20 protein-coding genes are annotated in these 22792 nt (G+C 41.9%); 13 read left to right on the top strand and 7 right to left on the bottom strand.

The window, feature by feature from the left end; genetic code table 11:
* Nucleotides 1–38 precede the first annotated feature (38 nt).
* Nucleotides 39–485, bottom strand: a complete 447-nt coding sequence (locus tag B5G52_RS00365; RefSeq protein WP_087530724.1) for an Hsp20 family protein — start codon at nucleotides 483–485, stop codon at nucleotides 39–41.
* Between the two features lie 225 nt (nucleotides 486–710).
* Complete coding sequence (locus B5G52_RS00370; protein ID WP_087530725.1) at nucleotides 711–1238, bottom strand: peroxiredoxin-like family protein; 528 nt, start codon at nucleotides 1236–1238, stop codon at nucleotides 711–713.
* A 117-nt stretch (nucleotides 1239–1355) separates the two neighbouring features.
* Between B5G52_RS00370 and B5G52_RS00375 the strand changes: the two genes are divergently transcribed.
* The 3 genes from B5G52_RS00375 to B5G52_RS00385 all read left to right on the top strand — a co-directional run bounded on the left by B5G52_RS00375 (nucleotide 1356) and on the right by B5G52_RS00385 (nucleotide 4192).
* The gene (locus B5G52_RS00375; protein WP_087530726.1) at nucleotides 1356–1850 is read left to right on the top strand and encodes a TlpA disulfide reductase family protein; all 495 of its coding nucleotides are present in this window, start codon (nucleotides 1356–1358) and stop codon (nucleotides 1848–1850) included.
* Between the two features lie 96 nt (nucleotides 1851–1946).
* Nucleotides 1947–2210: a GrxA family glutaredoxin gene (locus B5G52_RS00380; protein ID WP_087530727.1), complete on the top strand. Its 264-nt coding sequence runs from the start codon at nucleotides 1947–1949 to the stop codon at nucleotides 2208–2210.
* Between the two features lie 161 nt (nucleotides 2211–2371).
* Nucleotides 2372–4192: a DEAD/DEAH box helicase gene (locus B5G52_RS00385; protein WP_087530728.1), complete on the top strand. Its 1821-nt coding sequence runs from the start codon at nucleotides 2372–2374 to the stop codon at nucleotides 4190–4192.
* A gap of 194 nt (nucleotides 4193–4386) precedes the next feature.
* On the opposite strand, the gene B5G52_RS00390 is transcribed toward B5G52_RS00385, so the two are convergent.
* The 5 genes from B5G52_RS00390 to B5G52_RS00410 all read right to left on the bottom strand — a co-directional run bounded on the left by B5G52_RS00390 (nucleotide 4387) and on the right by B5G52_RS00410 (nucleotide 11819).
* Nucleotides 4387–7638 (bottom strand): S41 family peptidase, encoded by a 3252-nt coding sequence (locus tag B5G52_RS00390; RefSeq protein ID WP_087530729.1) that lies wholly within the window; start codon nucleotides 7636–7638, stop codon nucleotides 4387–4389.
* Between the two features lie 118 nt (nucleotides 7639–7756).
* Nucleotides 7757–8269, bottom strand: a complete 513-nt coding sequence (locus tag B5G52_RS00395; RefSeq protein WP_087530730.1) for a hypothetical protein — start codon at nucleotides 8267–8269, stop codon at nucleotides 7757–7759.
* Between the two features lie 125 nt (nucleotides 8270–8394).
* On the bottom strand, nucleotides 8395–8871 hold the full coding sequence (locus tag B5G52_RS00400; RefSeq protein ID WP_087530731.1) for an FKBP-type peptidyl-prolyl cis-trans isomerase: 477 nt from the start codon (nucleotides 8869–8871) through the stop codon (nucleotides 8395–8397).
* On the bottom strand, nucleotides 8868–11288 hold the full coding sequence (locus tag B5G52_RS00405; RefSeq protein ID WP_087530732.1) for a Lon protease family protein: 2421 nt from the start codon (nucleotides 11286–11288) through the stop codon (nucleotides 8868–8870). Before B5G52_RS00405 ends, B5G52_RS00400 begins: the two co-directional genes overlap by 4 nt.
* Nucleotides 11289–11360: 72 nt before the next feature.
* Complete coding sequence (locus tag B5G52_RS00410; protein WP_087530733.1) at nucleotides 11361–11819, bottom strand: hypothetical protein; 459 nt, start codon at nucleotides 11817–11819, stop codon at nucleotides 11361–11363.
* A gap of 186 nt (nucleotides 11820–12005) precedes the next feature.
* On the opposite strand from B5G52_RS00410, the gene leuS reads away from it, so the two are divergent.
* Genes leuS through B5G52_RS00460 form a run of 10 tightly spaced genes read left to right on the top strand, consistent with a single transcriptional unit; the run spans nucleotide 12006 to nucleotide 22641 of the window.
* Entirely contained in the window at nucleotides 12006–14594 is a 2589-nt protein-coding gene (gene leuS / locus B5G52_RS00415; protein ID WP_087530734.1) for a leucine--tRNA ligase, read from the top strand.
* A gap of 1 nt (nucleotide 14595) precedes the next feature.
* Complete coding sequence (gene lptE / locus B5G52_RS00420; RefSeq protein WP_087530735.1) at nucleotides 14596–15090, top strand: LPS assembly lipoprotein LptE; 495 nt, start codon at nucleotides 14596–14598, stop codon at nucleotides 15088–15090.
* Nucleotides 15090–16130 carry a DNA polymerase III subunit delta gene (gene holA, locus B5G52_RS00425; protein WP_087530736.1) on the top strand — a complete coding sequence of 347 codons (1041 nt, stop codon included), beginning with the start codon at nucleotides 15090–15092 and terminating at the stop codon, nucleotides 16128–16130. The genes lptE and holA overlap by 1 nt, the downstream gene beginning before the upstream one ends.
* Before the next feature lie 13 nt (nucleotides 16131–16143).
* Nucleotides 16144–16779, top strand: coding sequence for a nicotinate-nucleotide adenylyltransferase (gene nadD / locus B5G52_RS00430; RefSeq protein WP_087530737.1), 636 nt, complete (start codon nucleotides 16144–16146; stop codon nucleotides 16777–16779).
* Between the two features lie 54 nt (nucleotides 16780–16833).
* On the top strand, nucleotides 16834–17151 hold the full coding sequence (gene rsfS / locus B5G52_RS00435; protein WP_087530738.1) for a ribosome silencing factor: 318 nt from the start codon (nucleotides 16834–16836) through the stop codon (nucleotides 17149–17151).
* Nucleotides 17152–17187: 36 nt separating this feature from the next.
* On the top strand, nucleotides 17188–17658 hold the full coding sequence (rlmH, locus tag B5G52_RS00440) for a 23S rRNA (pseudouridine(1915)-N(3))-methyltransferase RlmH (protein ID WP_087530739.1): 471 nt from the start codon (nucleotides 17188–17190) through the stop codon (nucleotides 17656–17658).
* A gap of 6 nt (nucleotides 17659–17664) precedes the next feature.
* Complete coding sequence (gene mrdA, locus B5G52_RS00445) at nucleotides 17665–19545, top strand: penicillin-binding protein 2 (protein ID WP_087530740.1); 1881 nt, start codon at nucleotides 17665–17667, stop codon at nucleotides 19543–19545.
* Nucleotides 19542–20648, top strand: a complete 1107-nt coding sequence (rodA, locus tag B5G52_RS00450) for a rod shape-determining protein RodA (RefSeq protein ID WP_087530741.1) — start codon at nucleotides 19542–19544, stop codon at nucleotides 20646–20648. Before mrdA ends, rodA begins: the two co-directional genes overlap by 4 nt.
* Entirely contained in the window at nucleotides 20648–21427 is a 780-nt protein-coding gene (locus B5G52_RS00455; RefSeq protein WP_087530742.1) for a septal ring lytic transglycosylase RlpA family protein, read from the top strand. Before rodA ends, B5G52_RS00455 begins: the two co-directional genes overlap by 1 nt.
* A gap of 53 nt (nucleotides 21428–21480) precedes the next feature.
* Nucleotides 21481–22641, top strand: coding sequence for a serine hydrolase (locus B5G52_RS00460; protein WP_087530933.1), 1161 nt, complete (start codon nucleotides 21481–21483; stop codon nucleotides 22639–22641).
* Nucleotides 22642–22792 lie beyond the last annotated feature (151 nt).

Consider the following 22792-nt stretch of genomic DNA (forward strand, 5'->3'; position numbering starts at 1 on the left):
TAACAAGTCAATTAGGGGAAATAATGTTTAAGGGTTGGTTATTTCCCTTCTAGCAAGTTACCACTGCCAATTTCAATTTTGCGTGGCTTTAATGCTTCTGGTATTTCGCGTTCAAGGTCGATACTCAGTAAGCCGTTAGCTAAATCTGCGCCAAGTACTTTAACATGGTCGCCTAACTGAAATTTCCGCTCAAAGTTACGTTCGGCAATACCTTGATGAATAAATTTACGCTCATCAGATTCACCTTTATCGGCTTTTATACCAGCAACTTTTAAGGTGTTATTTTCTGACTCGATGGTCAGCTCATTGTCACTAAAACCGGCTACAGCCATAGTGATACGGTATTTGTCTTTATCAAGCGCTTCGATATTGTATGGAGGAAAACTCGGCTGCTTGTCTGTGCGAGCCGCGGCATCCATTAAAGATGCTAAATGATCGAAACCAATGAATGAACGATAAAGTGGTGATAAGTCTACTGTACGCATAATAATATCCTCATATTTAAGCGATATATTGCATGTGCTTTTCTGTCGAACAAGCGCAGGCAAAGTTAAATTAATAATATAAATTTCAATTACTTCTGTTTAATTTGGGACCCATCAGGCGTCCTCACTAAACTATATATGGACGGTAAAAATGTTTTCAAGTAAATAAATAAAAAAAGTTTAAAAATAATCATGAGGCATGCTTAAACATGCCTCATGCGCTAGTTATGACGCAAATGTGCCACGAATTGGATAGTCGTTTTCGCGGATGAATTTAATACCAGAAAGCAGCGCACTCAAATCAGGACGTGAGAATGGTGCATTCGACTTATCTAAAATCTGAATTTGATTTTTTTCATTAAGTACAAATATTGCGGGCTCTGAAAATGGGTGATCGGTCTCATTTTCATTACGCGGCTCACTAATATAAACGCCTAAATCTGTCATTTGCTCAAGTGTTAAGCCAGAATAAAGCGGGAAATTAACCTCTAAGTCCTGCAAATGTCCGCTCAGCTGCTCTTGGCTATCAGCACTGACGGCGGCAATCTCGATACCAGCCTGAGTGTAGTCATCTTTTATAGATGCCAAAGCGTTTAATTGCTTAGTACATAACGGGCAATGCTTACCACGATAAATAACTATCATCTTCCAAGGAAGCTCAGTTTGTCGCTCGGTTAAATCAACAGATTTGCCATCAATATCATTTGCCGTCAATGTAGGCATTATGTTTGCTGGTGCTGTAGAGTTGTTCATAATCATGATCTCCTTTGTAAAGTATAAATCTAAACATCTTCATGGTTTCCATTAATAGAGCTTAGGGTTAAACTTCATAATTCAACCACGAAAATGTAACTCAGTTTGGAGATATGCTTGAAGCTCATTCGCAGTACACTGATAAACATAGTTTTAGCAGCAATAATCTTTTTTCTGGTTAGCGCATTCCAAGAGCGTAATTTACTAAAAGCAGATAATAGCCCCGCGCCCTACTTTAGTTTGGCATTGCTCAATAACATCGATAACCGTGTGAGTATCGCTGAACTTAAAGGCAAAACAACTGTTATTTACTTTTTCGCGCCCTGGTGCACGGTTTGTAAATACAGCATGCCAAATTTAGAAGCTGCAATTAAAGGCCGTGACATTAATGCAATTGGTATTGCACTTGATTATAAAAGTACAACGCAAGTAGAAGAGTTTGTCAGTGATTTAGCGCTGACAATGCCAATATTGCTTGGCAATGATCAGACTCAAGCTAACTATAAAGTATCCGCTTTTCCTACCTATTATATTATCAATGAACAACTGCAGATTAGTGCCAGCTCTATGGGTTACTCCAGCCAATTAGGGATTAGATTAAGAACGTTGTAGTGTAATCATTTAAATAGAATCAACTAATCGTTTTTTTACACTGTTTATTTTGCTCTAGTTAGATAAGATAGACAAAACCAAATCGAGGAGAGCGATATGTTAACTGTAATTTTTGGCCGTGAAGGCTGCCCATTTTGTGTTCGTGCAAAAGACGTTGCACAAAAACTAGCTGATGAACGTGATGACTTTAAATTCCGTTATATTGATATTATCAAAGAAGGCATTAGCAAAGCGGATCTAGAGCAGTCAGCTGGTAAGCCGTGCCCGACAGTTCCACAAATATTTGTTGATCAAGAACACATCGGCGGATTCACTGAATTTGAAGCTTACGCAAAAGAAAATCTTGGCTTATACAAATAAGTATTGCGCTATCATTATTAACCAGCTTAATTTGAGCGAATATTGAGCTGGTTAAATTTCAATCAACATCAAGCACATACAAATTAGTTGTAATTTATACAAGCAATTGCCTCGTATTTCCTATACAATGCGCGCCTCTTTAAATTCGTTGAGGCGTATTAATGTCAGAACCAGTCACGTTTGAATCTCTAAATCTTTCTCCTGCAATTTTAAAAGCAGTTGAAGAGTTGGGTTACAAGACACCATCTGAAATCCAAGCTCAATGTATACCGTTATTGCTAGAAAGAAAGGACGTACTGGGACTAGCACAAACGGGTACAGGTAAAACAGCAGCATTTGCACTGCCATTACTAAACAATATTGACCCGTCTGTGAAACAGCCACAGATCCTTGTACTCACACCAACACGTGAGCTTGCGATCCAAGTTGCTGAGGCATTTGAACAATATGCAAAACACACTCGTGGTGTAGAAGTATTGGCACTTTATGGTGGCCAGAGCTACAGCATCCAATTAAGTGCACTTCGTCGTGGCGCGCAAATCATTGTCGCTACACCGGGTCGCTTAATCGATCACATTAACCGCGGTACAATCAAGTTTGATGCTTTACAAGCACTTGTACTTGATGAAGCCGATGAAATGTTACGTATGGGCTTTATCGATGATGTTGAAAACATCATGGAAAAAACGCCGCGTGAAAAGCAAACATGTCTTTTCTCTGCGACTATGCCTAAGCAAATTCAAAACATCAGTAGCAAATATATGAATAACCCTGAACAGGTTCATATTTCTGCACGTAACTCGACTGTATCTTCAGTTGAGCAAGTATTTTGGAATGCTCACGTACATAAGAACAAAGCTATCGTTCGCTTCTTAGAAGCTGAACAATACGAAGGTGCGATTGTTTTCGTACGTACACGTAACGACACAGTTCAACTTGCTGAATTATTAGAGCGCGAAGGTTTCTCTGCAGCTCCTCTTAATGGTGATATGAACCAGCAAGCGCGTGAACGTACTGTTGATCGCTTAAAAAGCGGCATGCTAAACGTTGTTATTGCAACAGACGTAGCAGCCCGTGGTCTAGATGTTGACCGCTTAAGCTTAGTTATCAACTACGATATTCCACAAGACTCAGAAGCCTACGTTCACCGTATCGGCCGTACAGGTCGTGCTGGTCGTACTGGTAAAGCAATTTTATTCGTTAAGCATAACGAGCGTTATTTACTTAAAAATATCATTCGTCATACTAAATCTGAAATTGCCCAAGTTGAACTACCAACAGCTAAAGTTGTTGAAGAAAAACGTATCAATGCATTACAAGAAAAGCTTACCCTTGCTCTTGAAAATAAAGATATCACTTTCTTCAATGAAGTTGCTGCTAACATGGCACAAAAACTTGACCTTGCTCCTGAAGACTTAGCGGGTGCATTACTGTGTTTAGCACAGCAACAATCGCCAATCAAAGTTGAAGAAGTTAAGATTCAACCACGTGAGCGCAATGAGCGTAACCCACGCAATGAACGTGGTGACCGTGGTCGTCGTAACGAACGTGGTGGTGAGCGCGCTGAGCGTAAACCTCGCGAGCGAAATAGCCGTGATGCAGGCCCTATGGATACTTACCGTATCGAAGTAGGTCGTGAGCATGGTGTTCAAGTTAAGAACATTGTGGGTGCAATCGCTAACGAAGCTGATATCTCAAGCAAGTTTATTGGTGACATTCGTCTTCACGACAGTCACAGTACGGTACAATTACCGCAAAACATGCCTAAAGATGTACTTGATCACTTCCAAAAGGTGTTTATTTGTAAACGCCCAATGGGTATGACATTGACTCAAGATCAAGGCCCATCTGAACCACGTGGCGAACGCTCTGAACGCCCTAGCGGTGACAGAAAACGTAACTTTAACAAAGACAACCAACGCGGTGATAAGCGTGGCGGTCCTCGTAAAGAACGTCGTCCAGTGAGCTTTACTTCTAACTAAACCCACCGTTTAGATAGAAAGTTAAAAACCTCGTCATGTAAATGCCGAGGTTTTTTTGTGTTTGGAGTAAAGAGCGAGTTGGCGAGAGTAAAGCCACTAGAGATCAAGTTTGCAAGCATTACTGCGAATCTAAGGGTTATAAATATAAAAAAGCCCGCAATTGCGGGCTCAGTTGTAACAACTTACGATTATAACTATTTACCAAACTCAGAAGGTGCAGCAGGCACTGTTAGCGGCTTTTTCGGGTTCGCTTTAAGCTCTTTTAGCAGCTCTTTCACAGCACGCTCTATCGATGGGTCCTGCCCTGCTTGAATAAGCTCAGGGCGGTCAATCACTTCGATATCAGGGCTTACGCCTTCATCTTCAATTATCCAATTACCATCGTTATCAAGTATTCTGAAGGTCGCTGCAATCACAGAGCCACCATCAACAAGACCTGGGTTACCTGAAATACCGATTAACCCACCCCATGTGCGAGTGCCAATTAACTTACCTAAACCCGCTTGACGAAAGTAATACGGTAGCGCATCGCCACCAGAACTTGAGTAGCCATTAATTAACATGGCTTTAGGTCCATCATGGGCAAACTGGGGGGTTTTGGTAGGTTCAACACCACGACGTTTCCAATAATTAAGTGGCTTACGCGCAAGCCAAGTGATCATATGCTCAGGAATAAAGCCACCGCCGTTATAACGGTCGTCGATTATCATCGCTTCTTTAGTGGTTTGCGGTAAGAAGTTTTTGAATAACGAACGATTTCCCTCGTAATGAGTATTTGGTAAGTGTACGTAACCAATACGACCATTTGACAGTTTATCTACGTAATCAGCACGCGATTGCGCCCATTGTAAGTAACGCAAACCGGTTTCACTAGCGGTTGGTTTAACGGTTACTTTCCAGCTTTTTTTCAAACTAGGTGATTTACTCAGTAATAGTTCTACAGGCTTTCCTTGGGTGTTCTCAAGTAGCTCATAAAAGTTAACCACGTCTTTTACCGAGCGGCCATTCACTGCAATAATATAATCACCCACACTTGCATTAATACCGGTTTCGTTAAGTGGAGAGCGGAAGTTCTCATGCCAGTTCTCACCTTTAAAGATGTTCTCAATTTTCACGAAACCTGATTTATGAGCGCTAATTTCTGCACCAAGTAAGCCATGCTGTAAGCGTTCAGAGCGGGGCATATCACCTGAATTTACATAAATGTGGCCGGAGTTTATCTCCCCTGCTATTTCACTTAGTACATAATCAAGATCTGCTCGGTGTGCGACTGCATCAGCCATAGGTTGATAGCGTTTTAAAATAGCGTCCCAATCTTGTCCATGGTGGTTTTCATCATAAAACCAATCACGCAAAGTACGCCAGCCTTCGCGGTACATTTGTGCCCACTCAGTTTGTGGATCTATTTTTAATACCATGTCTTCGAGGTTTAGCTCTGAAGCTTTTAAATCTTGTTTAGCTGCGGGCTTAATAACACTAAACTTATTCCCTGCACGGGCAATAATATGCTCACCATTTGCTGACACTTTATAACTATTAACGCCAGCGGCCACCGTTGTAATCTCGCCATCAACTGCCTGCGGGATTAATTTAAGCTCCCCCCCAGAGAGTGTTAATACGCCGTCTTTTACGCCTACTAAAGCGTTATAGTTTCCAGCTGGTGCATTAAGTGCTACAACGCGCTCCATAAAGCCTTTACTTTCAAACTGTGTATTGGCTTTTTTTGCTGACTCTTTGTCGTCTTTTTTCGCTTTAGCGTCAACAATACTGGTTTCATCTGTCAGTGGCGTATTTAGTGGTTTAATTTTATTATTTACTGCAACCGAATATAAACGGGTTGCATTATTAAACATATAATCAAACTCATAGCTGCTAAAGGTTAAATTAAAATCACGCTCTGAGGTAAAATACAGGTGCTGACCATCCGGCGAAAACGCTGGATTTCTTTCGCTGCTCATATCATCGGTTAAACGTGTCACGTCTTTGTCGTTAATATTGTAATGCCACAATGATGCATAACGGTTTTCGTTATTTTTAACAAATACGATATCTTCACTATTTGGTGACCAGATATACGAAGTTAAACTGTCTTCATTAAATTTTGCAGTATCAATTTTACGCTGCTTGCCAGTTTTTATATCAAGCCACCAAAGCGTGTGATTTTGATCAGCAAACAATAGCTTCTTACTGTCTGGCGACCAGAGAGGATCAAAGCGCCAGATACTGCCATTACTGGTCAACTGTTTTACTTTATTATTGTTTGCTCTATCTTGCAGATAAATCTCATATTCGCCGCTCTTATCACTCATATAAGCAATATAACGGCCATTAGGCGACCACGACGCAGCAATTTCTCGTCCTTTTGGTGTATGCGTTAAGTTACGAGTTGGTCCATGTTTAACGGGCACTGAAAAAACGTCACCTCGGGCACTAAATACCACGCGTTTACCGTCGTGTGATACGTCCATCGAATCAATAAAGTTACTCACGTTTTTAGTATAAGGCATGGTGTATTCTCGGTTGCCTTGCACATTGATTGTCAGCTTTTCATTGCGCCCTGTTGCATCATCAAAGCGATACAAATAGCCGCCATTTTCATACACGATAGCTTGTGGCCCTGCTGATGGCCAAAGTACGTCAAAGTCTTTATGGTTGGTGACTTTTTGTGGCGCTTTGCCTTCTTGATGCTTATAGAGGTTTAAGGTGTAATCCCTATCGGAGACATAATAAATATTATTATTCACCCAGGTTGGTTGCTGATCAGTCGCTCTATTGGTGGTTAGCCGCTGAGATTTATTGTTCTCTAAATCATACACCCAAACATCTTGAGCACGGCCACCACGGGTGCGCTTCCATGTACGAAACTCACGGTCTATTGGTGTATAAACGTATTTTTTACCATCTGGCGATAACATACCGCCGCCCGTTTCTGGAATTGCTAACGGTTGTTCTAGCCCACCATCAGCAGGCACCATATAAGGCCTACCAACACGCTTACCAAACGGTGTGCGGTTAGCTCTGAACACGATATGCTTACCGTCTGGCGTCCAATCAAGCACTCTGTAGTCAAACCCACCACGCGGTGGCATAACGCCTACATCATTATAATAAGTTAATTGTTTTAGCTGTGAACCGTCACGGTTCATCACATACACTTGGCGACTGCCGTTGTATTGCGCTGAAAACGCGATACGCTTACCGTCAGGCGAAAACTTCGGAAACGTTTCAAAGCCAACATGATCAGTTAAGCGTGTGCTTTTGCCCGTTTTTGTATTAGCGATGTAGATATCGCCCGCATAGACAAAAGTGACCGATTCTTTATGAATGTCGGGAAAGCGTAATAAACGCGTATCTTGCGTTTCATAGGCGAGCGCGACAGATGAGATTGCAGGCGTAACTGCAACAGCGATTGCCGTTAATAAAGTACGTAGTTTCAACGTGACCATCCTTCTATGCTCAACTAATGAGCTGTTGTTATTTTATATCATAATAACAACTTAAAGATGGATTGCAGCTTTGTTCGACGAAATACTGTAACAGAGTGTAAATGTCGTTACGCTCGCTTTAAAAATTATACTCTTCGTTATCTCGCTGCTTCAGCTCAGTGATTACCATATCGATCATCTGTTGCTTAACTTGTGCTTGTTTAGATTGCAGTTCATTGAGCTGCTTGAGCAAAATATCAACTTGCTCTTGTTGTTGAGAATCACGATATCGTTTAACGCCGGCGTGCTCAGACTGCATTGTTAGGCTTTGGCTTTTATTACTGCTTTGCGAGACTTGGTTGTGACTTTTAAGCTGTAACTGGCGCTGGATAGGGTCTTGATTGAGTTTACTAATTTGCTCTTGCAGCACATTAATCTTGCGCTCTAAATCATCGTAAACTTTTTCTAAGTTCTCATAATGACCTGCAAAGCTGGCATCTTCGTCACTGAATTGTTGCGCTTTGGCATCTAAAAACTCAGATAAAACATACTCAGGCTGATCATCCTTGGATTGCTTTTGCTCCAACCGCTTGTCGCTATTAGTTTGAAAGCCCTCAGTTTTAGGTAAGTTTATTACGGGTGATATCTTCATTATTTCATCCTGAAATGGTCCTAATAAAGGTATCGGCATTAAATAACAAAACTTTAAGATAACTACTTTGCCACTAAGCAATAAAATTAAAGGCAATGATTTAAATCGCCGCCTTTAAAAACCCGTTAAGATTCTATTTTCAGCAACTCTACTTCAAATATAAGCAATGACGCGGGTGGAATGCTCCCTACTCGCTTTTCGCCATACGCAAGCTGATGCGGAATATAAAAAGTGTATTTATCGCCTTCGCTCATCAATTGTAAGCCTTCGGTCCAGCCTTTAATTACTTGATGCAGACCAAAACTAATGGGGGTTTTTCGCTCAACAGAGCTGTCAAAAACACTGCCATCAAGCAAAGTACCGTGATAGTGAACGTTCACCATGCTTGTAGGACTTGGTTTTACATCAGAGCCACTGCTGTGCTCAATTCTATATTGTAGCCCTGAAGCGGTCTCTGTTATACCTTCAACTTTACTGTTGGTGGCTAAAAAATCACTACTAAGCTGCGCATTGGCTAGGGCTTGCTGCTTAGCTTTTTTACTATTTTGAAAGATTAAATAGCAAAATATAGCGATAATTATCACTAAAATAATATTAATCATGACTCTTCACCCTGTTGTTCTTTTTCATCTTCATCACTATCACCATTTACGATACCGGCGATATTATTTAATCGTGCTAAGGCAATGCCATTTACTGAATCTTCAGGGTAATGACCATCAACCAGCTCACCGGCGTCTATATCCATTAACGCGTTAAGAGCTTGATCTACCGTTTCAACGGCATAAATGTGGAACTTACCTAGCTCGACCGCTGCAAGTATTTCGTCATCGAGTACTAAATTAACTTGGTTAGATTTGGGCACAATTACGCCTTGCTGACCGGTTAAACCGCGCATTTTACACAGTTTGAAAAAGCCTTCTATTTTCTCATTTACGCCACCAATGGCTTGTACATCACCATGTTGGTTTATTGAGCCTGTCAGCGCAATTGACTGGCTAATTGGTAAATTAGTAATAGCCGAAATCAGTGCACATAATTCAGCTAGTGACGCGCTATCTCCATCTATGTAGCCATAGCTTTGCTCGATAGCAATATTCGCACTGAGCGTTAAACTAAATTGCTGAGCGTATTTATTACCCAAGTAACCCGTAAGTAACATCACACCTTTAGAGTGAATTGCTTTACCGAGCTCGGCTTCACGCTCTACGTCAATCACGCCATCAGCACCTGCGTACACTGTGGCAGTAATACGTGCAGGCGTACCAAACGATGTATCGCCAATGTGCAACACGGTTAAGCCATTCACTTTACCAACGGCTTGGCCGTCAGTGGCGATTAAGGTGTGCCCTTCTTTAATATCGCTGAGCATGTTTTCGCTAATTTGCCCTGTGCGGTACTGTTTCCCCTCAATCGCTTCATCAATATGGTGAGCGTCAATTAAGCTTAAATTATCTTGTTTGGTGTAAAAACTTGCCTCTGCTACCAGCTCTAGTACATCAGCAAAACGCGCTGATAGTTTATTGTGGTGCTCAGCTTGGCGATAACTAAATTTAAGTAGCCGTGCCATAGCAGATTCAGTCAAGCTGCATTTAAGCGTATTTTGGCAGTACTCAGTTACTTTAGTAATAAACTGATATTGCAGTTTATCGCTACTAGGTAAGTAGTAATCAAAATCTGCCAGTACTCTAAATAGTTCAGCAAACTCTTCATCATACTCACCAATGGTGTAGTACAAATCACGCGAACCTAACAAAATAATTTTCACGTCAAGGGGTATCAACTGCGGACGAAGTGTAAAGCTGCTGCCTACTGCACTGTCTTGATACGGTAAATCATTTTTGATTTGATGAGTCTTTAGTGACAGCTTTAGTCCATCCCACACTTGTGGGTTTGCCATCACTTTTTCGGCGTCCATAATCAAGTAACCGCCATTAGCACGGTGAAGTGCCCCGGGCTGGATTGACCGATAGCTAGTGATCAATGAGCCTTGCGACGCGGCATACTCTATTTTGCCAAAAATATTGCCAAACGTTGGGTTGGGCTCATAGACGACCGGTGCGGCATCACCTTCTTTAAATTCTACTAAGATATTGGGCGCAAAAAAGTCGGTCAACATACCTTTGCTATCAAAATCTTCTTTGTTTTCGTCGCTTACATCTTCGTCATCTAGCCACTCAAGAACTGCATCAATAATTTCAACTCGAATATCTTTTAAATAACGTAGTACACCAATATGGGCGGCATACTTATGTTCTAGATCTTTTAACAGCGGTTTAGTCGCAAGCTCTGCGGTGGATTTTTTTAAATTACGTAGTTTTTCTGAGGACTCACGCTTCCAACGTGGTAATTCAATTAACGCTTCAATCAAAGCATCTTCGAGTTTTTCGATAACCTCATAAAATTGCTCGCGTAAGTCATCATCAAGAGCTGCAAATTCAGCATCACTTAATTGTTTACCATCAATTAATGGCGCAAAGCCAACAACGCTTTTTTCTTCAATCAGAGCAACGCTCTGTTCAAGTGCAGCAATTTCAACTTCGGTGATTGCAGCGTCATAGGCGTCATTAAATTCACGGTCTATTTTTTTCTTTTTGCGCTGATAAGCAGGGTTATCAAATGCTGCTGGAAAGGTGTCGAGTACCTCGTCGATAAACGAGTCGATATCATCGGCCAATTGCTTGCTTTGCCCTGCTTGTAAAAACATCGCGATTGGCTCTCGGTGATCGTCGTAATTATTAACGTACAACCACTCGTTTGGCGTCGGCCGACCTTTACTGTGTGCCTCTAATTTGTCTTTTACTAAAGTAAAACGACCATGCGCAGCTTCACCCATAACATAAACATTATAACCAGGGAGTTCCATGCCTAAAGAAAAGTCCAGCGCGCTTTGTGCGCGCTGTTGACCAATAAAAGTCAGAGTTTCAGGGTAAGGGTTACTCATGCAAGTTTGCACGTGATTGAGTGAGATCGTCGGCGCAAGGGCAGACACAGGTAATGGCAGCAATTTTTTCGTCATTCTAACTTCTTTTTGTATCAGCTAATTAGCTGATTTATTTAAATGTGCTCAACATATCTGTTGCGCACTATTTTACGGTTGTAATGCCCTGCGAGTAAAATAGATGCCGTTACATTCTGAACAAGCTCTAATTTGCGCGGCATGATAAATATCATAACTATGGCTGCAATTCTTACACACTAATGTGCCCATGGCTATCCATTCACCTTGGTGATAAACACCATTGTGTTTAAAATCTTGATTTAATGCGTGCCATTCTAACTGGGTTTTATCTTCTATATGTGACAATTCAAACCACAAAGACTCTTTAAGCTCTTGCCATGCAAGAGAATCGTAATGTTTATCGTGCTCTTGAATATGCTCAATATCACGCTTTAAATAGTTGCGATATAATTCCAGTTTTTCTTGGCCAAGGCTTTTTAGCGCTTGCTCAGATTCCACAAATTTGTCCATTGCATCTTTAAGCTCGTGATCTTTTACATCTTTAAGCCAGTCAGTTAAATCGGTTAACCAAGTTTTATAATCAGCCATTTTATACTCCTTCAAAACTGCGTTAAATCAAGTAATCAACATACTTGAGTATAGGTTAACCTGCCCTGAAAACTAATTTAGTAGTGAAATTATAAAATCCGTTTATTTGCTGCTGTGATTAGCGTTTATTTTGGGTTATCCTATTCAACAATTTTTTATTAGTTTGCAAGAAGTCTGGAATCGTTGATGCAAGAGCAATATAACCCGCAAGACATAGAGTCAAAAGTCCAAGCCTACTGGGAAGAAAACCAAGTATTTAAAGCCACCGAAGACGAGAGCAAAGAAAAGTATTATTGCCTTTCTATGTTCCCATACCCAAGCGGCCGACTGCATATGGGTCATGTGCGTAACTACACCATTGGTGATGTTGTTTCTCGCTTCCAACGCTTGCAAGGTAAAAATGTAATGCAACCTATGGGTTGGGATGCGTTTGGTCTACCAGCAGAAAATGCGGCTATTAAAAACAAAACAGCCCCTGCAAAATGGACCTACGAAAACATTGATTACATGCGTACCCAGCTTAAGCAATTAGGTTTTGGTTATGATTGGGATCGTGAAATCGCAACGTGCCACCCTGACTACTACAAGTGGGAACAATGGTTTTTCACCAAGCTTTACGAAAAAGGCTTAGTGTATAAAAAAATGTCAACGGTAAACTGGGATCCAGTTGACCAAACAGTACTTGCTAACGAGCAAGTAATTGATGGTCGTGGTTGGCGTTCTGGTGCAGTGGTTGAACAAAAAGAAATCCCACAGTGGTTTATTAAAATTACCGACTACGCACAAGAGCTACTTGACGACTTAGACAAACTCGAAGATTGGCCTGAGCAAGTAAAAACCATGCAGCGCAATTGGATTGGCCGCTCTGAAGGTTTAGATATCGAGTTCACGCGCACTGATAACAACGAAAAATTCAGCGTATATACGACTCGCCCTGATACTTTCATGGGTGTCACTTATCTTGCGGTTGCAGGTGCGCACCCTATTGCTCAAGAAGCGGCTAAAAATAGCGACGCTGTGGCAATGTTTGTTGAAGAATGTAAAAACACCAAAGTTGCTGAAGCAGACATGGCAACCATGGAAAAGAAAGGCATCGCTACAGGCTTTTATGCAGCCCACCCACTAACGGGTGAGCAAGTACCAATTTGGGTTGCCAACTTTGTATTAATGCATTACGGCTCTGGCGCTGTAATGGCAGTACCTGCACACGATCAACGTGATTATGAATTCGCGACAGCGTACGGCCTAGATATAAAACAAGTTATCGCGCCTGTTGCGGGTTCTGAACTTGAAGTAAACCTTGATCAAGAAGCGTACACTGAAAAAGGCATATTAGTGAACTCAGGTGAGTTTGATGGCCTTGACTTTGACGGTGCATTTAACGCGGTTGCAGATAAGCTTGAAGCACTGGGTGTAGGCGAGCGTAAAGTCAACTTCCGCTTACGTGACTGGGGTGTAAGCCGCCAGCGTTACTGGGGTTCGCCAATCCCAATGCTTAGCGATGAAGATGGTAAAGAACTTGCTGCTACTGAAGATATGCTACCAGTGCGTTTACCAGAAGACGTGGTAATGAACGGTGTAACATCGCCAATCAAAGCTGATCCACAGTGGGCTAAAACCACGGTTAACGGACAACCTGCGTTTCATGAAACAGATACCTTTGACACCTTTATGGAGTCGTCTTGGTATTACGCACGCTACTGTAGTCCTCGTCATGATGAAGGCATGTTAGACCCAGCAGCTGCTAATTACTGGCTACCAGTTAACCAATACATTGGTGGTATTGAACACGCAATTTTACATTTATTGTACTCGCGCTTTTTCCATAAATTATTACGTGACTTTGGGTTAGTAAACTCAGATGAACCGTTTGACCGCCTACTTTGCCAAGGCATGGTACTGGCTGAAACTTTCTATCGTAAAGATGAGAAAGGCGGCGATGTGTGGATTTCGCCAAGCGATGTTGAAACCGAAACAGACGACAAAGGCCGTGTAACAAAAGCATGGCACAAAGACGATGGCGAACCGGTGTTTTCATCAGGCATGAGCAAAATGTCAAAGTCGAAAAACAACGGTATCGACCCACAACAAGTTATCGCTCAATATGGCGCTGATACTGTTCGTTTGTTTATGATGTTTACCGCACCACCGGAGCAAACACTTGAATGGTCTGACTCGGGTGTTGAAGGCGCGCATCGTTTCATTAAACGTGTGTGGAAATACGCGGTAGATGTAAACACAGTCGGTTACCAAGCACTTGATAAATCAGCGCTAACAAACCCACAAAAAGTACTTCGTCGTGAGCTGCACAAAGCAATCGCAAAAGTGACTGATGATGTTGAGCGTCGTCAAACATTTAATACCGCGATTGCCGCTATCATGGAAATCTCAAACAAATTGTTAAAAGCCCCACTGGCTGATAAACAAGATGTTGCGATTGCTAACGAAGCACTTGAAGCACTATTAATAATGCTTGCACCAATTACACCGCATTTGTCACATCAATTATGGCAAGAGCTTGGTAAAGAAGGCGACATTCTTGATGCCGCTTGGCCAACAGTTGACGAGTCTGCTTTGGTTGAAGATGAGAAGCTTATCATCGTGCAAGTAAACGGTAAGTTACGTGCAAAATTAACCGTGCCGGCTGATGCAACTAAAGAGCAAGTTGAAGCACTTGCTTTTGAAGAGCCTAACGTGACTAAATTTACTGACGGTGTAACAATCCGTAAAGTTATTTACGTACCGGGTAAACTACTTAACGTGGTTGCTAACTAATATGGCATCATTCAATGCCTTTAAAAACGGACTAGCCTTAGTGCTAGTCTGTTTTTTACTTACCAGCTGTGGCTTTCACTTAAAAAAAGCATCGAGCTTGCCGGATGATCTAAAAATTATTACCCTCAGCGGTGATGATGAAAAATCAGCACTATTCGCCATGCTTGAAAAAGAACTTACCCTCAGTAAAGTGGAGTTACTTTCAGCGCCGGAAAACAATGTCGCACAACTGTATTTATCAAAAGACCGTTTAGAGCGCCAAATTTTATCGCTATTTAAAAACGGACAAGTGGCTGAATACGAACTTGCATACAGTGTTGCTTACACATTAAAACGCCCAGGCCTTGATCCTATCAATCAAAGCTTTGAGCTGTATCGTAATTATCAAGACGATCCTGATAACGCTTTGGCAAAAGCAAAAGAGCTTGATTTGCTGCTAAATGAAATTCGTATGCAGGCAAGTCGTCGTATAGTACGAGAGCTTTCGCAACTATAATGCGCTGTTACGCTAATCAACTACCTAATGAGTTAAAAAAAGCGCTACAGCCTTTTTATCTAGTGTTTGGTGAAGAACCTTTTCAAATAGCACAATGTGCCCAGCAAATTCGTACATGTGCAAAACAGCACGGTTTTGACGAAGTAATAAAGTTTACATTAATGCCCGGCTTTGATTGGCAAGAGCTGATCGCGCAATATCAAAGCATGTCACTATTTAGTGCCCGTACTTTAATTGAGCTTGATCTCAATGGTCAAAAGCCAGGCACTGTTGGCAGCCAAACATTTAAAAAGCTCGTTGAACTAACAAATCCAGATACCCTACTAATTGTCACAGGCGCTAAAGCAAGCCAAGATATTCAACGCAGTGCATGGTTTAAAGCGCTAGATAAACACGGTGTATTTGTACCTTGCTACCCGCTTAGCGGTAATCATTTGCAGCGTTGGTTAGATGAACAATGTGCGCGACTCGCTATTAATATGCAACCTGATGCAAAGCGAACCTTAATTGACGCCACTGAAGGTAACTTACTGGCCTGTTTTCAAGAGCTCGAAAAACTGTCTTTACTGCATGGGAATGCTTTAATTGACCAACAACGAGTACTGCAAGGCTTACTTAATCAAGCTAAGTTCGATATTTTTGATTTAAGCGATGCTCTGCTTCAGGGAAATAGCCGCCAAGCAATTAAAGTTTTGACTAAACTCTCTGGTGATAACACCGAGGCAGTCAGCATTTTATGGACTATTAATAAAGAAGCTAACACCCTATTGAGTCTTCAATTAGGGTTGCAACAAGGCGAGAACCTAACGGCCTTGTTTAAACAAAAAGCAATTTGGAAAAACCAACAAGGGCCAATTAGCCAAGCGCTTAATCGTTTAACAGTACACACCCTTGAACATATTATTAGTTTATTAGCACAATTTGATGCCAGCTATAAGCAAGGTAATTTAATTAAACCCTATCAAGCCTTGGCTCATATATGTTTGGTTTTTTGCCAACCCGTTGCTGTTGCACTTCCTGCTCACCCGTTAGATCCATAACCAGGAGCTGAAGATGATTGCACTATTTGGTGGCACTTTTGATCCAGTTCATTTAGGCCACCTTAACATGGCGCAGCAATGTGTTGAGCATCTAAAGCTTTCACAATTGCGCTTTATGCCCTGCGCTATTCCCGCTCATAAAGCCCAACCGGGCATTAGCAACTCACATCGTATTGCCATGTTAGAAGCCGCTATAGCTCCTTTTCCCAGCTTCTCATTGGATTTACGCGAACTAAAGCGCAAAGGGCCTTCTTATTCATTGCTTAGTTTACAAGAGCTGCGCGATGAATATCCCAACGAGCCTATTCTATTTTTAATTGGCCTTGATTCATTTAACACCCTAGATAAGTGGTTTGAATGGCAAGCAATTACACAACTATGCCACATTGTGGTGTATCAACGGCCAAATCAAACAACCAATTTAAGTGCACAACTGCAACAATACCAAACTAACGCACAAACCACCTCGTTAGATACCTTGCACAGTGAGCTTGCTGGCAGACTGTATTTTTTACCTGGTCAAGTTATGGATGTGGCATCGAGTGATATTCGCCAGAAAATAAAAAAAGGCCAACTTTGCCGGGAACTTCTGCCAAGTACTGTGAGTCACTATATACATAGCCATGAACTTTATCTAAGTGATGAATAAAACTCATCAGCGTGATAAAATAGTAACTATTCCCTTTTTTAATGAGATAACACTTTGGATTCGAAACAACTACTCGCCTTTGCCTTAGACAAAATTGACGATATGAAAGCCCGTGATGTGGTTCAGCTTGATGTAAGAGGCAATTCTGACATTACTGACTACATGCTTGTGTGCTCTGGTAACTCTAAACGCCATGTACAATCGATTGCTGATCATGTTGCCAAAGAAGCCCGCCACTCAGGTGAAGAGCCGCTGGGATATGAAGGTCAAAACGAAGGCGAATGGGTACTGGTTGATTTAGGTGATGTAGTTGTGCATGTTATGCAAGATCAAGCACGTAGCTACTACGATCTAGAAAAGCTTTGGAGCTAACGGCAGCTATTTTAATCTGAGTTTGGAAGTACACGCGTGAAAATACAAATGATTGCCGTTGGTACCAAAATGCCAGCATGGGTTGAAACGGGTTTTGCTGAATATCAGCGCCGTTTTCCAAAAGATATGGCATTGGAGTTAATTGAGATCCCAGCAGGTAAGCGCGGCAAAAATGCCGACATAAAAAGGATTCTACATATCGAAGGTGAAAAAACTCTTGCTGCGATACCGAAAGGCAATCGGATTGTTACTTTAGAGGTAACAGGTAAAGCTCTTGATACCCACCAACTAGCAAAAAACATGGAAAAGTGGCAATTAGATGGCCGCGATGTCAGCTTGCTTATTGGAGGCCCAGAAGGGCTGGCACCTGAATGTATTGCTGCTTCTGAGCAAAAGTGGTCGTTATCGAACTTGACCCTACCACACCCTTTAGTACGCATTATAGTGGCTGAAAGCTTGTATAGAGGATGGAGTGTAAACAACAACCATCCTTATCATCGCGAGTAGCCGTCTATGCTCAAAAGAAGACCCACAATTCGAGACCACTCAGCAGAAGCTAATCTTTTTGCTCGTCGCGCCTTTGTGGGTTTTGTTTTTGTTACTATTTTAGTCGCTGTATTGTTGTCTAATTTATACACTATACAGGTTGACGATCATCAAGATTACCAAACTCGTTCCAACGACAACCGCATAAAAGTCATTCCTATCGCGCCAAACCGTGGGCTTATTTATGACCGTAATGGTGTATTACTGGCAGAGAACAAACCGGTTTATAACCTTGAAGTAATACCCGAAGACGTTGATGATCTTGACACTTCTCTTAGCGAAATGAGTAAGCTAATTGATATTTCAGAGCAACAACGTAATGACTTTATAAAGGATATAAAGCACAACCGCCGTTTTAAAAGCCAAGTATTAAAAGCTCGCTTAAACGAGCAAGAAGTCGCAAAGTTTTCGGTTAATCAACATAAGTTTCCTGGTTTTAGTATCGAAGCACGGTTAGCTCGTTATTACCCTTATGCCGATACCCTCACCCATGCTTTAGGCTATGTGGCTAAACTAAACCGTAAAGAGCTCACTAAACTTGAATCACAAGACCAAGCAACTAATTACCGTGCTACCCACGATATTGGGAAACTAGGTATCGAAAAATACTACGAGCAATTGCTGCATGGTCAAGTGGGCTCCCAACGTGTTGAAGTAAATAACCGTGGGCGCGTAATTCGCACTTTAAGTATGACCCCGCCAGAGCCTGGTCACGACCTCGTGCTCACTCTAGATATTGGCTTACAGCAAATAGCCCAGCACGCGCTAAAAGATATGCGCGGTGCAATTGTGGTTATGGATGCAAAAGATGGCGGAGTACTCGCCTTGTATTCAAACCCAAGCTATGACCCAAATTTATTTGTGCACGGTATTAGTAGTAAAAATTATAAAGCCTTACTCAATCCAGATCGCCCATTAATAAATCGAACTACGCAGGGTCGATATGCCCCTGCATCAACAGTTAAGCCTCATATGGCCATTCTTGCTTTAGAAGAGGGCTTAGTCACTGAGCATACAAAAATGTGGGATCCGGGCTTTTTTCAAATCCCGAATGTAGAACACAAATGGCGTGACTGGAAGCGTTGGGGACATGGCCATGTGGATGTTTATAAAGCAATTGAAGAATCCTGCGATACTTACTTTTACGATGTCTCTTATCGATTGGGGATTACTAAAATCAGTGACTTTATGGCGCAATTTGGTTTTGGTGATTTAACGGGCATTGACATACACGAAGAAACAACAGCAATCTTACCCTCTAAAGAGTGGAAAGAAGGCCGTTTTCGTGAGTCTTGGTGGCGTGGCGATACGATATCTGTGGGCATCGGCCAAGGTTATTGGACAGCCACACCAATGCAAATAGCCAATGCAACCAACATTTTAGTTAATAAAGGGCTTAATCATCCCCCTCATTTAGTCCAGGTTGCGAAAAAAGAAAACGAAGTAACGCAAATTAACAATGACGAAAAGCCCCCTGTTGTTTTAAAGAACCCAGATCACTGGCGTATTTCGCTAGACGCTATGCATAACACGGTAAAAAAAGTAACCGGTACTGCCCATAGAGCTTTTAAGGGCGCAAACTACGACCCTGCAGGAAAAACCGGCACAGCTCAAGTGGTGAGTATTGCCCAAGGTGAACGCTATGATGCTAAATCTCTCAAGGAACGCCAACGCGACAACGCCATTTATATTGGTTTTGCGCCATTTGACGACCCACAAATTGTGGTATCTGTGGTGGTAGAAAATACCGGTGGCGGTAGTTCTGTCGGTGCACCAATTGCACGCCAATTAATGGATTACTATTTTTCAGCGAACCCTGTAACCCTTGCTGGGAGTGCAAAACAATAATGCAATTAAACGATAAGCGCTCAATTTGGGACAAACTGCATTTAGATTTGCCATTGCTCATCGCCCTGCTGGCCATGATGGGGGCAAGCCTTGCCATTGTTTATAGCGCTAGTGGGCAAAACTCCGCGATGATGGTACGTCACGCAACACGAATGGCCGGCGCAATTATTGGCATGTTTATTTTAGCTCAATTTAGCCCCGCAACTCTTAAACGACTCGTCATTCCAATGTACTGTGCAGGCTTATTGATGCTCGTTGGCGTATTGTTATTTGGTGTTAGCTCGAAAGGAGCACAGCGTTGGTTAGATTTGGGGGTGACGCGTTTTCAGCCGTCTGAACTGATGAAAATCGCCGTACCAATGATGGTAGCTTGGTACATAGGACGTAACCACTTACCCCCAAGAGCGTTACATTTGGTGGTTGGTTTTACCATTGTAATGTTACCAACCCTACTCATTAAAGAACAACCTGACTTGGGCACATCGATATTAATTGCCAGCTCTGGCGTATTTGTCCTGTTTTTATCTGGCTTGAGTTGGCGGCTAATCGGCTTTTTAACTGGCTTAGTTGCCCTTGCAGCATGGCCATTTTGGCACTACGGCATGCATGCCTATCAAAAACAACGTGTACTCACTTTGTTCAATCCTGAAAGCGATCCACTTGGTTCTGGTTATCATATTATTCAATCTAAAATAGCGATAGGCTCTGGTGGCATTGAAGGTAAGGGTTGGCTACAAGGTACCCAATCACAATTAGAATTTTTACCTGAGCGCCACACTGATTTCATTTTCTCCGTACTCAGCGAAGAGTTTGGTTTATTTGGCGTATGCCTATTGCTGTGTATGTATTTATTTATCATTGGTCGCGGCTTATACATTGCTGTGAATGCCCAAGACGCCTTTGGCAAATTACTGGCAGGTGCACTTACGCTAACATTTTTCGTTTACGTATTCGTCAACATTGGCATGGTATCAGGGCTCTTACCGGTTGTCGGTGTTCCTTTACCACTCATTAGTTATGGTGGTACGTCAATGGTTACACTCATGGCTGGCTTTGGCATAATCATGTCAATTGCAACCGATAAAAGGATGCTTTTAAAATAATGAAGTGGATGTTGAAGTATATTAGTTTAGTGCTCTTTAGCATTGTTTTAAGTGGCTGTAGTAGTTCAGGCCGTAAAACGGATCACAGCAGCCGTTACAGCATGAAACATGACGCTGCACCTTTACGTGCGCCAACCGTGTTAGAGATGCAAGATGCTGTTGTAACTGAAGTAATAAAAAGTGCCAGCGCAGGCCGCCCTTATACTGTACTTGGTAAAAATTATACCCCCATGCTGGATGAAACTGGTTACAAAGAAGAAGGTATAGCCTCTTGGTATGGGCGCAAATTTCATGGCTACCACACATCAAATGGTGAAACCTATGATATGTTTGCCATGACTGCCGCACATAAGACACTGCCCCTACCGAGTTTTGTTCGGGTAACCAATACGGCTAACGGTAAATCAGCCATTGTACGAGTGAATGATCGTGGTCCATTTCATGATGATAGAATCATAGATTTATCATACGCTGCAGCTTATAAGCTTGGTTATTACAACCATGGTACAGCCAAGGTTAAGCTTGAGGCTATTACACTATCGGATTCGCCCACACGTCCAAGTTATATCCAAGTTGCAGCGGGCAGTACATTAGCAAATATTGAAGCCCTCGCCTCAACCTTGCGTCAGCAGTACCATTTACCTACAAGTATTGTAGAAAAAGATGCCATTTATAGGTTGCGACTAGGACCAATTAAAGACGCTGAACAAGCTCAGCTAGTGCTCGAAAAATTAAAACAAAACCAATTTCAAAACGCGTTCTTGCTTTACGGTCAATAACACCTTTAGAATAGCTCTACGCGAATCTTTAACTTTAACCATTAATGAGTATGATGAAATCATTTAAATACAAAATTCTCAACGGTGTGTGCGGCTTAGTCTGTTCTGCTGCCATTTTCTCCGCAACTGCACAAATCATCCCTGCGCCTCCACAAGTTAATGCAAAAGGTTATTTCCTTGTTGATTTTACCACTGGTAAAGTCATTGCTGAAGGTGAGCCAGATACTCGTCTAGCACCAGCTAGCTTAACAAAAATGATGACCAGCTACGTAATCGGTACCGAAATTGAAGCCGGCAACATTACCCCTACTGACATGGTCACCGTGAGTGAAAAAGCATGGGCTAAAAACTTCCCTGATTCTTCTAAAATGTTTATCGAAGTAGGTAAACAAATTAGTGTTGAAGATTTAAACCGTGGCATTATCATTCAATCAGGTAATGATGCCTGTGTTGCTATGGCCGAGCACATTGCTGGTAGCGAAAGTGCTTTTTCTGATTTAATGAATGCCCACGCTGAAAAGTTAGGCATGAGTAACTCTCATTTTATTAATAGCCACGGCCTAGATACTAACGAGCACTTTACTACACCACGTGATATGGCGACCTTAGGTGCTGCACTAATTCGTGATGTGCCTGAAGAGTATGCACTTTACGCTGAAAAATCATTTACTTTCAATGGCATTAAGCAGTATAACCGTAACTCACTGTTATGGGATGAAAGCTTAAATGTTGATGGTATTAAAACGGGTCACACATCAGAAGCAGGCTACAGCTTAGTTACCTCAGCAACCAAAGACGACATGCGTTTAATCGCCGTTGTTATGGGCACTTCGAGTGAGCGAGCGCGTAAAGTTGAAAGTAAAAAATTACTAAATTATGGCTTCCGCTTTTTTGAGACAACCACTCCTTATAAAGCGGGTGATAGTTTTGCCGAGCAACGTATTTGGATGGGTAACAAAGAAAATGTGTCGCTGGGTATTTTAGAAGATACACCTATTACGATACCACGCGGTCAACGTAAAAACTTAAAGGCTAACTTCGAATTAGACAAAACGCTAGAGGCACCTCTAGCTAAAGGCACGAAGGTAGGTACTTTGTTCTTACAGCTAGAAGGCGAAGAAATAGCTCAGTATCCGCTTGTAACGCTTGAAGAAGTTGAAGAAGGTAGTTTCTTTAGCAAAATTTATGATTACTTACGTTTACAAATAATGTAATACCCAAACAACCTCAAGATGCGAGTTTCAGTTGGAATTAAAAGCGATTTAGGCAAGGCATTGATTGCAAGTAATAGTGGTTCTATTATTAAAATCAATAACGCAGTATAAATCGCTTTTAAACCAACCCGTTGGGCGTTTCACAGGCACT

The organism is Pseudoalteromonas sp. A601, from assembly GCF_002165575.1.
Classification (GTDB): Bacteria; Pseudomonadota; Gammaproteobacteria; order Enterobacterales; family Alteromonadaceae; genus Pseudoalteromonas.